Origin of the sequence: Hoeflea sp. BAL378 (assembly GCF_000759435.1) — a bacterium.
Classification (GTDB): domain Bacteria; phylum Pseudomonadota; class Alphaproteobacteria; order Rhizobiales; family Rhizobiaceae; genus Hoeflea.
The window spans coordinates 44755-59188 of sequence record NZ_JRJG01000019.1 but is presented as its reverse complement, the minus strand read 5'-3'; the positions used below and the strand labels follow the sequence as shown (position 1 = coordinate 59188).

Here is a 14434-nt window from a genome sequence, read left to right as displayed (position 1 = left end):
CCTCGCAGCCGAGCGAGGAGGGCGCGCAGGCCTCCTGGCGCACCTTGTCGAGCCGCTACAATGCGATCATCGGCGGCAAGGGCGTCGACATCCAGCGGGCCGACATTCCCGGCAAGGGCGTCTTCCACCGGGTGAGAGTCCCCGCCGGAACCCGCGAAGAAGCCAACGCCTTGTGCGCCCGCTACAAGGCCGCCGGCGGAAGCTGCTTCGTCTCGCGATAGGCGTTGTCGCCGCATCACGTTCGCCTGGCCGCGCCCCTCCGGCGCGGCTTTGGCGTTTGAGGGACCGCCCGCAGGGCGCGATCCTGTCAATCGCGGCCGGTTCGGCTACCATTGGGTCCATGAGCGAATCAGGCAAAGCACGTGCTTTCTGGGGATTTCGCCACCTAACAGGTGCAATTCCCGCCATAGGATGCGATGTCACGGAGGGCGCGTGGCGCGCATTCCGCGTGAGCGCGCGTTGCGGAGGCGCGGCACGGGCGGCGAGGCGTCCTCGCACAACGAAGTCGACAGGATGATGGCGGCTTCTTGAGGGTGAAAGGCGGCAGGCGTGAGCAACGGCAACCGGCAGAACAGCGGCGGACCTGACAGGGCTTCCACGGGCAAGACGCCCATGGACGCCATGTGGGATGACGTCAAGATCGACCGGGCGATCGGCGACCCGTCGCTGGTGATCGACGTCGACGGCTTTGAGGGACCTTTGGACCTGCTCCTGCATCTGGCGCGCACCCAGCGCGTCGATCTCGCCAAGATCTCGGTCCTGGCGCTGGCCGAGCAGTATCTGGTCTTTGTCGAACAGGCCCGCGCGCTCAGGCTGGAACTCGCCGCCGACTACCTGGTGATGGCCGCTTGGCTCGCCTATCTCAAGTCGCGCCTCCTGATACCGCACAGCCCCAAGGGCGAGGAGCCCAGCGGCGAGGAGATGGCGGCGCAGCTCGCGTTCCGGCTGAAGCGGCTTGAGGCGATGCGCGAAGCCGCGACAAGGCTGGTCAACCGCAACCGGCTGGGACGCGACGTCTTCGCCCGCGGCGAACCCGAGCCGATGGTGACCGACAAGACCTCGAGTTTCGATGCGACGCTCTATGATCTGCTGACCGCCTATGCCGCGCAGAAGCAGCGCCAGACCGTCACCCAGGTGACCATCGCGCGGCGGCGGGTCTGGTCGCTGGCCGATGCCCGCGTCATCCTGTTCCGGCTGATGGGCGAACTCAAGGACTGGATGGCGCTGGACCAGTACCTGATCCGCTATCTGTCCGATCCCGAGGAACGGGTGACCGCAATCGCCAGTTCCTTTGCGGCAAGCCTCGAAATGGTGCGGGAAGGGCGGCTTGAAATCCGCCAGGACGGCGCCTTCCAACCAATCTTCATGCGGCGACCGCTCCAGGCCGCCGCAAGCGCAGGGAGCAAGCCATGACGATGGATCCCGGTTACGGTGCGGCGAGGGCCTATGACGGCCAGGCCGACCACGCGGAGGATGACGAGATGACCACCGAGGGCCTGGATGCGCTCCGCGAACGCGCGCTGTTCGAGGCCGAGCGCATCGCCGAAGCGCTGATCTTCGCCTCGAGCGGTCCGGTCGCCGAAAGCCTGATCGCGGCCAAGCTGCCGCAGGGCGCGCCGGTGGGCGTGGTGATCCGGCGTCTGGCCGAGAGCTATGCCCATCGCGGCGTCAACCTGGTGAGGGTCGGCGACGCCTGGGCATTCCGCACCGCCGCCGATCTCGGCTTCCTGATCCGCCAGGAGGAGACCGAGGTCAAGAAACTGTCGCGCGCGGGCCTCGAGGTGCTGTCGACCATCGCCTATCACCAGCCTGTGACCCGCGCCGAGATCGAGGACGTGCGCGGCGTCGCCACCTCCAAGGGCACGCTCGACGTGCTGCTGGAAACCGGCTGGGTGCGGATGCGCGGCCGCCGCCGGTCCCCGGGCCGCCCGGTGACCTATGGAACCACGCAGGCGTTTCTCGATCATTTCGGCCTCGAGGAGCTCAGGGACCTGCCGGGCATGGACGAACTCAAGGGCGCGGGCCTGCTGTCGGGACGGGTGCCGTCCAACTTCCAGCCGCCGGTCCTGCCCGCCAATGACGACCTGACCGAGGATGAGGATCCGCTCACCCAGATGGACCTTGAAGAGCTTGGTCTCTTGACTCCGATGGGTGAAGCGGAGGACTAAGCCTGCATCGCCGGGCGTCGCCCGGCGCCCCACACAGGCTGACAGCAGGGGTCCTGCCAGGTGAGACAGCAGATCAGAGCGGCGAACGCGCGCAGGACGGCAGGGGTGACATTCGCCGCGCGCCTGGCGTTCGAGGATGTTCACCACAGCTATGGCGACTTGCAGACGCTGCGCGGCGTCACGCTCGCGGCCGAGCCGGGCGAGGTCCTGTGTCTCTTGGGCCCCTCCGGATCGGGCAAGACGACGCTGCTGCGCATCGCCGCCGGCATCGAGCCGCTTGAAAGCGGCCGGCTGCTGCTCAACGACCGGGAAATCGCCGGCCCCTCGGTCAACCTGCCGCCCGAGCGGCGCGGCATCGGGCTCATGTTCCAGGACTTCGCGCTGTTTCCGCACCTGACGATCCTCGACAATGTCCGCTTCGGGCTGACAGCGCTCACCTCGGCCGATGCGCGGCGCGAGGCGCTGGCGGCGCTCGACCGCGTTGGGATGGTCCATTACGCCGACAATTACCCGCATTCGCTGTCGGGCGGCGAGCAGCAGCGCGTGGCGCTCGCCCGGGCGCTGGCGCCGCGACCGGCGGTGCTGTTGATGGACGAGCCGTTCTCGGGCCTGGATTCGCGGCTCAAGGACAGCGTACGCGCCGAAACCCTGGCGATCCTGCGCGAAGCCCGCGCCACGGCGGTGGTGGTGACCCACGACGCCGAGGAAGCCATGCGCATGGGCGACCGGATCGCGCTTCTGAAAAACGGCGGGTTGGTGCAGGTGGGCACGGCCGAGGATCTTTACCACCGCCCGGTCAATCTGTTCGCCGCCGGTTTCTTTTCCGAAATCAACGTGTTTGAAGGATCGGTGTCGGGTGGAATGGCGCAGACGCCGGTCGGTCCGGTCCGGGCGGATGGTTTTTCCGATGGCGCGGAGGTCTCGATTGCCATAAGGCTGCCGGGGATCGAAGTCACAGAGACGCCCTGCGGCGTTTCGGCGCGTGTGGTGGCCCGGCGGTTCCTCGGAGTCGAGGAACTTGTGACATTGGCGGTTGCTGGCGGCGAAAGTCCAATTGACGCCCGCATTCGCGCTGGTCATCTAAGGGCCGGCGTCCGCGATGTTTCGGTGACCGTCAACGCGCGTGACATTTTGGTGTTTGAAAGAAACAGCTAAACACCTTACATCAGGGTGGGATGCAGACAGGAGAGTATCATGGGTTCATTCAGTATCTGGCATTGGCTTATCGTTCTGGTCGTCGTGCTGCTTTTGTTCGGTCGCGGCAAGATTCCGGAACTGATGGGCGACGTCGCCAAGGGGATCAAGAGTTTCAAGAAGGGCATGGGCGAGGACGAGCCTGCGCCGGAAACGAAGATCGTCGAGAACAAGCCGGAAGACAACAAGAACCGTCACTGACATCCCATCCCGTTGCCCTGACGGGTGAGGAGACGCCTGAATGTTCGACATCGGTTGGCCAGAACTCCTGGTCATTGCCATTGTGCTGATCATCGTGGTCGGTCCGAAAGACCTGCCGCCTATGTTGCGCGCCTTCGGGCGGACCACCAAGAAGCTCCGGGGCATGGCCAACGAGTTTCGCGGCCAGTTCGACGAGGCGTTGCGCGAGGCGGAACTGGACGACGTCAAGAAAACGCTGGACGACGCCCGCAAGCTCAACCCGATGCAGACCATCCGCGACGCGGTGAACCCTTTGAAGGATTCGGCGAAGTCCATTCGCTCGGATCTCGAGAAATCGGTCAACGCACCGCCTGCGGCCCCGGCATGGCAACCGAAGACGGAGATTCCGGACGCGACCATGAAGCTCCCGGACAGCCCGCCCGAGATCAAATCGACCGAAGCGGCTCCCGCCGCTTCGGGGGCAGGGGCCAAGCCGCCAGCGAAGGCCGGGTCGGCCTCCGCCGGCAAGGACGCCAAACCGGCGGCTGAGCCGAAGGCTGCCGCGAAGGCATCCGCCTCCAAGGCCAAGCCGGCGTCAGTCAAGGCGCCCGCTGCCGCTTCCAAACCGGCCAGTGTCGCCAAGCCCGCGGCTCCCGCCGCCAAGGCTCCGCCCGCCAAAGCCGCGGCAGCGAAGCCCGCGTCCAAGCCCAAGGCAGCCGCCGCAGATAGCGCGGCGGCGAGCCCCGCCAAGCCGGCTCCGCGCGCCAGGAAACCCAAGCAGGGCGAGGGCCAGGCGTGACCGACGATATCGAAGACAAGCCGCAGCCCTTGCTCGCGCACCTGATGGAACTGCGCAATCGCCTGATGTGGGCGATCGGCGCCTTCTTCCTGGCGTTCCTGTTGTGCTTCGCGTTCGCGAAACCGCTGTTCAACCTCCTGGTGATTCCCTTCACCTGGGCGGTGCAATGGGCGGGGCTCGATCACCGCAAGATCGAACTGATCTACACCGCGCCGCAGGAATTCTTCTTCACCCAGATCAAGATCGCCATGTTCGGCGGCCTGGTGATCGCCTTTCCGGTGATCGCGGCGCAGATCTACAAGTTCGTGGCCCCCGGGCTCTACAAGAACGAACGCGGCGCCTTCCTGCCGTTCCTGATCGCGTCGCCGATCCTGTTCCTGATGGGCGGGGCGCTGGTCTATTTCTTCTTCACGCCGATGGTGATGTGGTTCTTCCTGTCGATGGAGCAGACCGGCGGTGAGGGCGAAGCCTCGATCATGCTGCTGCCCAAGGTGTCGGAATATCTCGGGCTGATCATGACGCTGATCTTCGCCTTCGGCCTGGTGTTCCAGTTGCCGGTGGTGACCACGCTGCTCGCGCGCGTCGGCCTGGTCAGCAGCGAGGGGCTCAAGGAGAAGCGGAAATACGCCATTGTCGCGGCCTTCATCGCCGCCGCGATCCTGACGCCGCCGGATCCGGTCTCCCAGATCGGGCTTGCGCTGCCAACCATCCTTCTTTACGAGATTGCCATCTATTGCGCCCGACTCGTGGAGCGCCAGCGCGCTGCGAGAGCGGCCCTGGCGGAGGCCGGCGAGACAGGTTCGTCCGGCGAGGCCGAACCCAAAGCCGACGCCTGAACTCCCGGGTGAATGCCGCGACCGCGACCTGAAGCGGCCGCGGCGCTGGCGCCGTCATTCGAGTACCGGAACCAGCCATGCTTGACATCAAGTGGATACGAGACAATCCCGCAGCTCTTGACGCGGCGCTCGCCAGGCGCGGCGCCGAGCCGCAGGCGGACCGCCTGGTGGCGCTCGACGAGGCGCGCCGCAGCCATGTCGGCATGCTGCAGGCGCTGCAGGAGCGCCGCAACCTCGCGTCGAAGGACATCGGCAAGGCCATGGCCGCCAAGGACCAGGCCACCGCCGACGCGCTCAAGGCCGAGGTCGCCACGATCAAGGACGAACTCCAGGCCGGAGAGGCCAAAGAGCGCGAGCTGGACGAGGCGCTCAAATATGCGCTCTCGGTGCTGCCCAACATTCCGCTCGACGAAGTGCCTGACGGCGCCGACGAGAGCGGCAATGTCGAGGTACGCAAGGTCGGAGAGAAGCCGGACCTCGGCTTCAAGCCCAAGGAACATTACGAACTCGGCGAAGCGCTGGGCATGATGGATTTTGAGCGCGCGGCGAAGATGTCGGGCGCGCGCTTCACCATCCTGACCGGCGGCCTTGCGCGGCTGGAGCGGGCGCTGGGCCAGTTCATGCTCGACCTGCACACCGGCGAGCATGGCTACACCGAGGTCAATCCGCCGCTGATGGTCAATGACGCCGCCGCCTACGGCACCGACAAGCTGCCCAAATTCGGCGACGATCTGTTCCGCACCACCGACGGCCGCTGGCTGATTCCGACCGCCGAAGTGCCGCTGACCTATATGGCGGCGGGCGAGATCCTTACGGACGAGGACCTGCCCAAGCGCTATGTCGCGCAGACGGCGTGCTTCCGCTCGGAAGCGGGATCGGCGGGCCGCGACACGCGCGGGATGCTGCGCCAGCACCAGTTCACCAAGGTCGAGCTGGTGTCGGTGACGACGCCCGAAACCTCGCTCGAAGAACACGAACGCATGACGGCGAGCGCGGAAAACGTGCTCAAGCGCCTCGGCCTGCATTTCCGCACCATCGTGCTGTGCACCGGCGACATGGGCTTCGGCGCGCAGAAGACCTATGACATCGAGGTCTGGCTGCCGGGCCAGGAAGCCTACCGCGAAATCTCGTCCTGTTCGGTCTGCGGCGATTTCCAGGCGCGGCGGATGAATGCGCGCTGCCGCAAGCCCGGCGACAAGGCCACCCGCTTCGTCCACACGCTCAACGGCTCGGGCGTCGCCGTCGGCCGCTGCCTGATCGCGGTGATGGAAAACTACCAGAACGCCGACGGTTCGATCACCGTGCCCGAGGCCTTGCGGCCCTATATGGGCGGGCTCACCAGGATTGAGAAGCAGGCATAGAACTTCGTATTCAAAGGGATTTGGCCATGCGCATACTCATCACCAATGACGACGGCATTCATGCCGAGGGACTTGAGGTGCTTGAGCGCATCGCCCGCACGCTCTCCGACGATGTCTGGATCGTCGCGCCCGAGACCGACCAGAGCGGGCTTGCCCATTCGCTGACCCTGTCCGAGCCGCTGCGGCTGCGCAAGGTGGGCGACAAGAAATTCGCGCTTCGCGGCACGCCCACCGATTGCGTCATCATGGCGATCCGGCGGCTGATGGATCCGGGCCCGGACCTGGTGCTGTCCGGGGTGAACGGGGGCCAGAACGTGGCCGACGACGTGACCTATTCGGGTACCGTCGCCGGCGCGATGGAGGGGACCCTGCTCGGCGTCCGCTCGATCGCCATGAGCCAGGCCTATACCTTTTCCGACGGCAGGATCCTGCCCTGGGACGTCGCCGAGACGCTGGCGCCGGCGCTGCTGAAGAAGCTGGTCGCCATCGATCTGCCGCCCGGCACGCTGCTCAATGTCAATTTTCCCAATTGCGCGGTTGACGAGGTCAAGGGCGTGATCGTCACCGACCAGGGGCAGATGACCCATGGGCTGTCGATCGAGGAACGCCATGACGGGCGCGGCTTTCCCTATTTCTGGCTGAAATTCGGCCGCCGGGATTTCTCGCCGGAGGCCAACAGCGACATCAAGGCCATTTCGCAGGGCTATGTCTCGGTGACGCCGCTCAAGCTGGACCTGACCAACCATGCGGTGCAGGAGAGACTGGCCGCGGCGCTGGAAGACTGACGCATGAATGTGCGGCTCCTGGAGAAGGAGGGATTCGCCAGCCTGTATCTGCGGCTCAGGGCCGAAGGCCTGGCCGACAAGGCGCTGCTGACCGCGCTCGAGCAGACCCCGCGCACCCTGTTCGTCTCCGCGGCCTATGCCGATGCAGCCTATCAGGACCGGCTGCTGCCGATCGATTGCGGCGGATTCGCCGAAAGCGCCGACCTGGTGGCGCGGCTGCTCTCGGCGCTGGCGATCGAACCCGGCCAGCGGATGCTCGATGTCGGCACCGGCAGCGGCTTTCTGGCCGCGGTCGCCGCCCGCATGGTCGAAAGGGTGGTGACGGTCGACCGCTACAAGACGCTCGTCCAGCTTGCCCAGCAGCGGTTCGCCCATCTGGGCATCTCCAACGTGATCGCCCGCCAGGCGGACGGCGCCAAGGGCATGAACGGCGAGGGCGCCTTCGACCGGATCATTGCAACCTGTGCTTTTGACGGCATGCCGCGCCCGTTCATCGACCAGCTCGCCTCAGGAGGGGTGATGCTCGCGCCGATCATGTCCGAAGGCGGAACGGCGCATATGGCGCGGCTGACCAAGATCGGCAGCCGGTTTGAACGGGAGGACCTGTTCGAAGTGCCTTACCGGCCGTTCACGCCCGGCCTGGCGCTGGCGCTGTAACCATTAAATCTGCATCAAAATACACAGATTCGCGCCGCTTTAACCGATGAGTAACACTAACGCGCTTTAATCATCTCAGTTGGTACTGCGTTGATTGGGTAGAGTTATGCGTCTCAGACAAACTGTCGTTCCAGGTGTTTCGGTGACCCGCTTGCTCGGCGTCGCTCTTCTGGCCGGGTCCGCCGCGGCCTGCAGTTCGGATGCGAGCCGGTTCGCCTACCGCAACACGGATCAGTTGTTGACGGCTTCGGTCCCCGCGCCGTCCTCATCGTCACTCGCCCCCATGGCCGGGATCGGCAACACGCCGAATGTGTCCAACGGGGGCTATCAGCAAACCGGTACCTATCCGCAGGCGCCCGCTTCGGTCTCCCAGGCCTTCCCGGGGGACTACCGTTCCCCGTCGCAGGCAGGCTATGATCCGACCGCCACCGGCTCGGTTCCGGGATCGGCGGCCCGCGCCTCGGCATCGTCGTCGGGTCTGATCGGATCGCAACAGTCGTCTTCGGTCGCGCGTCAGGCCCTGCCGTCGCCGAAGCCGGTGCTGGCCGCGCCGAGCACGGCGACCCAGACCGCCCGCGCCCAGACACAGACAAGCCAGCCGTTTCCGGAACGTCCGCAGCAGTTGACTTCTGCCGTGCCGGTGAACCCGAACTACGCCAGCAACGAGCAGGTGATGGCGCCCGATCCGATCGTGACCGGCACCGCGCCGCAGGGCGCCGGCTGGACGACGACGGGTGGAACCCGGATCACGCTCGGCCCGGGCGAGACCATCTACAATCTCTCCAAGCGCTACGGCGTTCCCGCCGAGGAGATCCTGAAGGCCAACGGCATCGATGACGCGTCCCGCGTCTCGGCCGGACGGCAGTTGCTGATCCCCGTCTACGTGTATTCCCGCCAGGCTCCGGTGTCGGCGCCCGACAGCAATCCGAAGACGCTCGGCTCCAATTCCGGCACCGGATTGCGCGGCGAGGCCAAGCAGGACCGGGTTCCGATGCCCGCGCCGGCACCGCGCCAGGACGTGGCGGTGCTGCCGTCGGCCCCGACGCTGCGCAGCCCCAACGGCCAGGATGCTTCGCCGCAGTCGCTTGCATCGACCGCACCCAATTCCAAGGCAGACGGCGCTGCGAAGGATGCCTACACCGTTGCGAGCGGCGACACGCTGAGCAAGATCGCCCGCAAGCACGGCGTGAGCGTGGATGCGCTCAAGCAGGCCAATTCCTTGACGACGGCGAATATCCGCATCGGCCAGTCGCTTGTCATTCCGGCCGCGGGCGCGGAGACGGTCGACCGGTCGACCACCACCGCCTCGGTCCCCAGTGCCGATGCGCCCAAGCCCTATACGCCGCCGGTGGCTGCGGCCGACAGCGTGGCCGACAAGGCCAAGTCGGACACGGCTTCGATCGCCCCGGCCGCGACCGGCATCGACAAGTTCCGCTGGCCGGCGCGCGGCCAGGTGATCACCGGCTTCGCCAAGAGCGAGAACGGCAAGCGCAACGACGGCATCGACATCTCGCTGCCGACAGGCACCCCGGTCAAGGCCGCGGAGAACGGTGTGGTGATCTATTCGGGCGACGGCCTCAAGGAATACGGCAAGACCGTCCTGCTCCGGCATGATGATGGCCTGGTCACCGTCTACGCCCATGCCAACAGCCTGAACGTGACCCGCGGCGACAAGGTGGTCCGCGGCCAGGTGATCGCCAGCTCCGGCATGTCGGGCGTGGCCAAGACGCCGCGGCTGCACTTCGAAGTGCGCAAGAACGCCACCCCGGTCGATCCGACCAAATATCTCGAATAACGCCCCTCCAGGCGAAAGCGGAAAAAGGCCGGCACTTCGGGCGCCGGCCTTTTTTCGTTGGAGCATCGGTCGGCGCGAACCGCCGATGCGGGTCAGATCGCCTTGCCGAGACGGCCGGCCAGATCCTGGATGAACTGCCAGGCGACGCGGCCCGAGCGGGCGCCGCGGGTGGTCGACCATTCCAGCGCCTCGGCCCTGATCGCGTCCGGGTCCGCATCAAGCCCGAAATGGGCGGCGTAGCCCGCCACCATCTCCAGATACTCGTCCTGGGAGCATTTGTGAAAGCCGAGCCACAGGCCGAAGCGGTCGGACAGCGAGACCTTCTCCTCGACCGTCTCGCTCGGATTGATGGCGGTGGAGCGCTCGTTCTCGATCATGTCGCGCGGCAGCAGGTGCCTGCGGTTGGAAGTGGCGTAGAGCAGCACATTGTCCGGCCGGCCTTCGATGCCGCCGTCGAGCGCCGCCTTGAGCGACTTGTAGGCGGTGTCGTCATGATCGAACGAGAGGTCGTCGCAAAACAGGATGAACCGCGCCGGCGCGGGCCGGAGCAGGGCCATGAGCGCGGGCAGGGAGTTGATGTCCTCGCGATGGATCTCGATCAGCTTGAGCGGCGCCGGAAGGCCGGGCTCGTCGGCCAGCGCCGCGTGCACCGCCTTGACCAGCGATGACTTGCCCATGCCGCGCGCGCCCCACAGCAGCACATTGTTGGCCGCCAGGCCCTTGGCGAAGCGGTGGGTGTTGTCGACCAGGATGTCGCGGACATGGTCGACGCCCTTGATCAGCGTGATGGCGATCCGGTTCGGCCGCGGCACCGGCGCCAGGCGATGGCTGTCGGCTTCCCAGACAAAGCAGTCGGCCGCATCGAAATCGTTTGATGCGGGCGGGACGGGCACGAGCGCCTCCACGGCTTTGGCGAGGCGGGCGAGTTCGGCGAGGATCTGGCGGGCGGTTTCGTCTTGCATGCGATGGTCCGGGCTGGTGAGGGGTCGGTCGGGCGCGCGTGGCGGTATGGGTCGGAACGAACGCGCCAGGGCCGATCGGGACTTCAGGGGCGCATGGCCCGTCGCCGGGGCGAGATCGCCCGGCCGGGACATGCACCCAAGCCGGTAGCACGGCAGGAGGGAGCGGAAAAGCTTATTTAGCGGGCAAATCGGCTTCCGGGCCGCCATGTTTGCGTTGCAATCGGCTATCTTGCCACTATATTCCGCTCGACTGTCGGGGAGCCTTGCGGGCTCTCCTCCAAGCTTACCCTCAAGGAGTTTTTTATGTTTGTGACCCCGGCTTATGCCCAGTCCGCCCTCGGCGGCGGCGGCGGCGAGATCCTGATGTCGATCCTGCCATTCCTGCTGATCTTCGTGATCATGTATTTCCTCATCATCCGGCCGCAGCGCACGCAGATGAAGAAGCGCGAGGAAATGCTCAAGAATGTGCGGCGCGGCGACCAGATCATCACCGGCGGCGGCATCATCGCCAAGGTCACCAAGGTCATCGACGACGCCGAGCTGGAAGTCGAGATCGCCGACGGCGTCAAGGTCCGGCTGGTGCGCAGCCTGATCGCCGATGTCCGCGTCAAGGGCGAGCCCGCCAAGGAATAGCCGCAAAGGACGGACATGAGGACTCTCCTGTCCGTCTGACCGAGCGCCGTTTTACCCACCCTAATTCGTCCCCGAGGATGAACCGAGAGCGACATGCTTTATTTCTCCCGTTGGAAAACAACCCTGATCTGGCTTGCGGTTCTCGCCGGCGTGGTTTTCGCCTTTCCGAACCTTCTGAGCCAGCAGCAGGCCGACAGCCTGCCGGACTGGGCGCCTTCCAAGAAACTCACCCTCGGTCTCGACCTTCAGGGCGGCTCCTACATGCTGTTGCAGGTGGATCGCCAGGACATCATCAAGGACAGGTTGACGACGACGGTCGACGACGTGCGGCGGCTGCTGCGCGACGCCGGCATCGGCTATACGGGGCTTTCGGGAACCGGCCAGATGGTGCAGGTCCGCATCCGCGACGACGCCCGCGTCGACGAGGCCAAGACGGCGCTGAACGAGCTTACCCAGCCGGTCAATTCGGGATTGTTCGGCGGCGGCACGGTGGCGGAAGCCACCATCGAGGAACCCCAGCCGGGTCAGTTGCGCATTCTTCTGACAGATGAGGGCATCACCTACCGCGTGTCCTCGGCGGTCGCGCAGTCGATCGAGGTGGTGCGCAAGCGCATCGACGAACTGGGAACCACCGAACCGGTGATCCAGCGCCAGGGCGTCGACCGGATCCTGGTGCAGGTCCCGGGGCTTTCCGATCCGGAGCGGCTGAAGAACCTGCTCAACCAGACCGCCAAGCTGGCGTTCCGGATGGTGGATACCTCGGTGCCGGTGCAGGAGGCCATCGAGGGCCGGCCGCCGGCAGGTTCCGAAGTGCTCTATTCGACCGATGATCCGCCGATCCCCTATCTGGTGGAACGCACCGTGCTGGTGTCGGGCGAAAACCTCGTCGATGCGCAGGCCGGCTACGACCAGCGCACCAACGAACCGGTCGTCTCTTTCCGCTTCGATTCCAAGGGCGGCCAGCGCTTCGGCCAGGCCACGACCGCAAATGTCGGCCTGCCGTTCGCCATCGTGCTCGACGACCAGGTGGTCTCGGCGCCGGTGATCCGCGAGCCTATCCTGGGCGGCACCGGCCAGATCTCCGGCAATTTCGATGTCCAGAGCGCCAATGACCTGGCGATCCTGCTGCGCGCCGGCGCCCTGCCGGCGACGCTGACGGTCATCGAAGAGCGCACCGTCGGCCCCGGTCTCGGCGCCGATTCGGTCGCCGCCGGCGAAATCGCCGGCATCATCGGCGCCGTTCTGGTGGTGGCGTTCATGTTCGTGGCCTACGGCATGCTCGGCTTCTTCGCCAATCTGGCGCTGATCGCCAACGTGGTCATGATCATCGCGGTCCTGACCCTGCTGGGAGCGACGCTGACCTTGCCGGGCATCGCCGGCATCGTGCTCACCGTCGGCATGGCGGTCGATTCCAACGTGCTGATCTACGAGCGCATCCGCGAGGAGCACAGGGCCGGGCGATCGCTGATCCAGGCGATCGACGCCGGCTTCAGCAAGGCCTTCTCCACCATCCTCGACGCCAACGTAACCACGCTGATCGCCGCGATCATCCTGTTCTATCTCGGCACCGGACCAGTGCGCGGCTTCGCCGTGACGCTCGCCGTGGGTATCGTCACCACCGTCTTCACCGCCTTCACCCTGACCCGGTGGCTGGTGGCGGAATGGGTGCGGCGCAGCCGGCCCAAGTCGATGCCGAAAGGCGCGCTGGATGCGATCATCCGCGATTTCACCTTCCGCTTCATGAAGCTCCGCCGCTTCACCTTCGTTTTCTCGGCGGCGACCTCGGTGATCGCGATGGTGCTGTTTGCCACCATCAACATGAATTACGGCATCGATTTCAAGGGCGGATCGATGATCGAGGTTCAGGCCAAGGAGGGCAATGCCGACGTCGGCGACATAAGGGCGCGGCTGTCGGAGCTCAATCTGGGCGAGATCCAGGCGCAGGAATTCGGCTCGCCCCGCGAAGTGCTGATCAGGCTGCAGGCGCAGGGCGGCGGCGAGAACGCCGAGCAGACGGCCATCACCCTGGTGCGCGGCGAACTGGAGGAAAGCTACGACATCAGGCGCGTGGAGGTTGTCGGTCCGACGGTGTCGGGCGAACTGGCGCAGGCCGGCACCATCGCGGTCATCGCCTCGCTGCTGGCGATCCTGGTCTATGTCTGGTTCCGGTTCGAGTGGCAGTTCGCGCTGGGCGCGATCATCGCCACGGTGCACGACGTGGTGCTGACCATCGGCATCTTCGTCATCTCCGGCATAGAGTTCAACCTGTCGAGTATCGCGGCGGTGCTGACGATCGTCGGCTACTCGCTCAACGACACGGTGGTCGTGTACGACCGTGTCCGCGAAAACTTGAGGCGCTACAAGAAGATGCCGTTGCCGGCGCTGCTGGACCTGTCGATCAACCAGATGCTGCCGCGCACGATCCTGACCTCGGTGACGACGCTGCTGGCGCTGATCGCGCTGTTCCTGTTCGGCGGCGAAGTCATCCGCTCCTTCACCTTCGCCATGATCTTCGGCGTGGTGATCGGCACCTACTCCTCGATCTTCATCGCCGCGCCGGTGCTGATCCTGTTCAAGCTCAGGTCCGACACCTTCCGCGCCGGAATGGATGCCGAGGACGAGGCCGAAACCGCGCCGGGCATCGCCGACAAGAGCACGGCCTGACCGGTGGCGCGTGGAATCGAGATCCGCGAGGCGCATTTTCCGGGCCGCGCGCCGATCGAGGCCTATGGCAATGGCGGATTCCGGTTCGCCGACATGTCGCATCGCGGATCGATCCTCTGCCTGCCGTCCGGCATTTACGGCTGGGCGGCGGGCGAGGAGGCCGCGCTGACGCCCGCGCTGTTTGACAAGGTGATGGCGGAAACCGGGGAGATCGAATTCCTGCTGGTGGGAACCGGCCTGTCGATCCGGCCGCTGCCCGCCGACCTCAGGGCGGCTTTGCGCGCCGCCAATGTCTCCTCCGACCCGATGAGCACGGGGGCGGCGGTGCGGACCTACAATGTGATGCTCGCCGAATCACGTGCGGTCGCCGCCGCGCTGATCGCCGTTTGATCCCGGTGAC

General features: G+C 65.9%; 15 protein-coding genes. 14 read left to right on the top strand and 1 reads right to left on the bottom strand.

Features of this window, described 5'->3' with window-relative positions:
* The 11 genes from LL06_RS06275 to LL06_RS06225 form a co-directional block, all read left to right on the top strand.
* Positions 1 to 221 (top strand): SPOR domain-containing protein (locus LL06_RS06275; protein ID WP_035523766.1); only part of this gene is annotated, 221 nt, incomplete at its 5' end.
* Positions 222 to 612: 391 nt separating this feature from the next.
* Positions 613 to 1413 (top strand): ScpA family protein, encoded by an 801-nt coding sequence (locus LL06_RS06270; protein ID WP_035523764.1) that lies wholly within the window; start codon positions 613 to 615, stop codon positions 1411 to 1413.
* Positions 1414 to 1481: 68 nt separating this feature from the next.
* Positions 1482 to 2168, top strand: coding sequence for an SMC-Scp complex subunit ScpB (gene scpB / locus LL06_RS06265; protein WP_035523792.1), 687 nt, complete (start codon positions 1482 to 1484; stop codon positions 2166 to 2168).
* 60 nt (positions 2169 to 2228) lie between these two features.
* Entirely contained in the window at positions 2229 to 3323 is a 1095-nt protein-coding gene (locus tag LL06_RS06260) for an ABC transporter ATP-binding protein (RefSeq protein ID WP_052161260.1), read from the top strand.
* 39 nt (positions 3324 to 3362) lie between these two features.
* Positions 3363 to 3563 carry a twin-arginine translocase TatA/TatE family subunit gene (locus LL06_RS06255; RefSeq protein ID WP_035523762.1) on the top strand — a complete coding sequence of 67 codons (201 nt, stop codon included), beginning with the start codon at positions 3363 to 3365 and terminating at the stop codon, positions 3561 to 3563.
* Positions 3564 to 3603: 40 nt separating this feature from the next.
* Positions 3604 to 4341 (top strand): Sec-independent protein translocase protein TatB, encoded by a 738-nt coding sequence (gene tatB / locus LL06_RS06250; RefSeq protein WP_035523760.1) that lies wholly within the window; start codon positions 3604 to 3606, stop codon positions 4339 to 4341.
* Positions 4338 to 5177 (top strand): twin-arginine translocase subunit TatC, encoded by an 840-nt coding sequence (gene tatC, locus LL06_RS06245; protein WP_035523757.1) that lies wholly within the window; start codon positions 4338 to 4340, stop codon positions 5175 to 5177. Before tatB ends, tatC begins: the two co-directional genes overlap by 4 nt.
* Before the next feature lie 77 nt (positions 5178 to 5254).
* Positions 5255 to 6538 carry a serine--tRNA ligase gene (gene serS, locus LL06_RS06240; RefSeq protein ID WP_035523754.1) on the top strand — a complete coding sequence of 428 codons (1284 nt, stop codon included), beginning with the start codon at positions 5255 to 5257 and terminating at the stop codon, positions 6536 to 6538.
* A 26-nt stretch (positions 6539 to 6564) separates the two neighbouring features.
* Positions 6565 to 7323 carry a 5'/3'-nucleotidase SurE gene (surE, locus tag LL06_RS06235; RefSeq protein ID WP_035523786.1) on the top strand — a complete coding sequence of 253 codons (759 nt, stop codon included), beginning with the start codon at positions 6565 to 6567 and terminating at the stop codon, positions 7321 to 7323.
* A 3-nt stretch (positions 7324 to 7326) separates the two neighbouring features.
* Positions 7327 to 7980 (top strand): protein-L-isoaspartate(D-aspartate) O-methyltransferase, encoded by a 654-nt coding sequence (locus LL06_RS06230; protein WP_035523751.1) that lies wholly within the window; start codon positions 7327 to 7329, stop codon positions 7978 to 7980.
* A gap of 142 nt (positions 7981 to 8122) precedes the next feature.
* Positions 8123 to 9775, top strand: a complete 1653-nt coding sequence (locus LL06_RS06225) for a LysM peptidoglycan-binding domain-containing M23 family metallopeptidase (protein ID WP_161784940.1) — start codon at positions 8123 to 8125, stop codon at positions 9773 to 9775.
* Positions 9776 to 9867: 92 nt separating this feature from the next.
* Here LL06_RS06225 and LL06_RS06220 read toward each other — a convergent pair whose 3' ends face one another.
* Positions 9868 to 10737: an ATP-binding protein gene (locus LL06_RS06220; protein WP_035523745.1), complete on the bottom strand. Its 870-nt coding sequence runs from the start codon at positions 10735 to 10737 to the stop codon at positions 9868 to 9870.
* A gap of 303 nt (positions 10738 to 11040) precedes the next feature.
* Between LL06_RS06220 and yajC the strand changes: the two genes are divergently transcribed.
* The 3 genes from yajC (at position 11041) to LL06_RS06205 (ending at position 14424) form a co-directional block, all read left to right on the top strand.
* Positions 11041 to 11370, top strand: a complete 330-nt coding sequence (gene yajC, locus LL06_RS06215; RefSeq protein WP_035523742.1) for a preprotein translocase subunit YajC — start codon at positions 11041 to 11043, stop codon at positions 11368 to 11370.
* A gap of 93 nt (positions 11371 to 11463) precedes the next feature.
* Entirely contained in the window at positions 11464 to 14034 is a 2571-nt protein-coding gene (secDF, locus tag LL06_RS06210; protein WP_035523739.1) for a protein translocase subunit SecDF, read from the top strand.
* A gap of 3 nt (positions 14035 to 14037) precedes the next feature.
* The gene (locus LL06_RS06205) at positions 14038 to 14424 is read left to right on the top strand and encodes an Mth938-like domain-containing protein (protein WP_035523736.1); all 387 of its coding nucleotides are present in this window, start codon (positions 14038 to 14040) and stop codon (positions 14422 to 14424) included.
* Positions 14425 to 14434 lie beyond the last annotated feature (10 nt).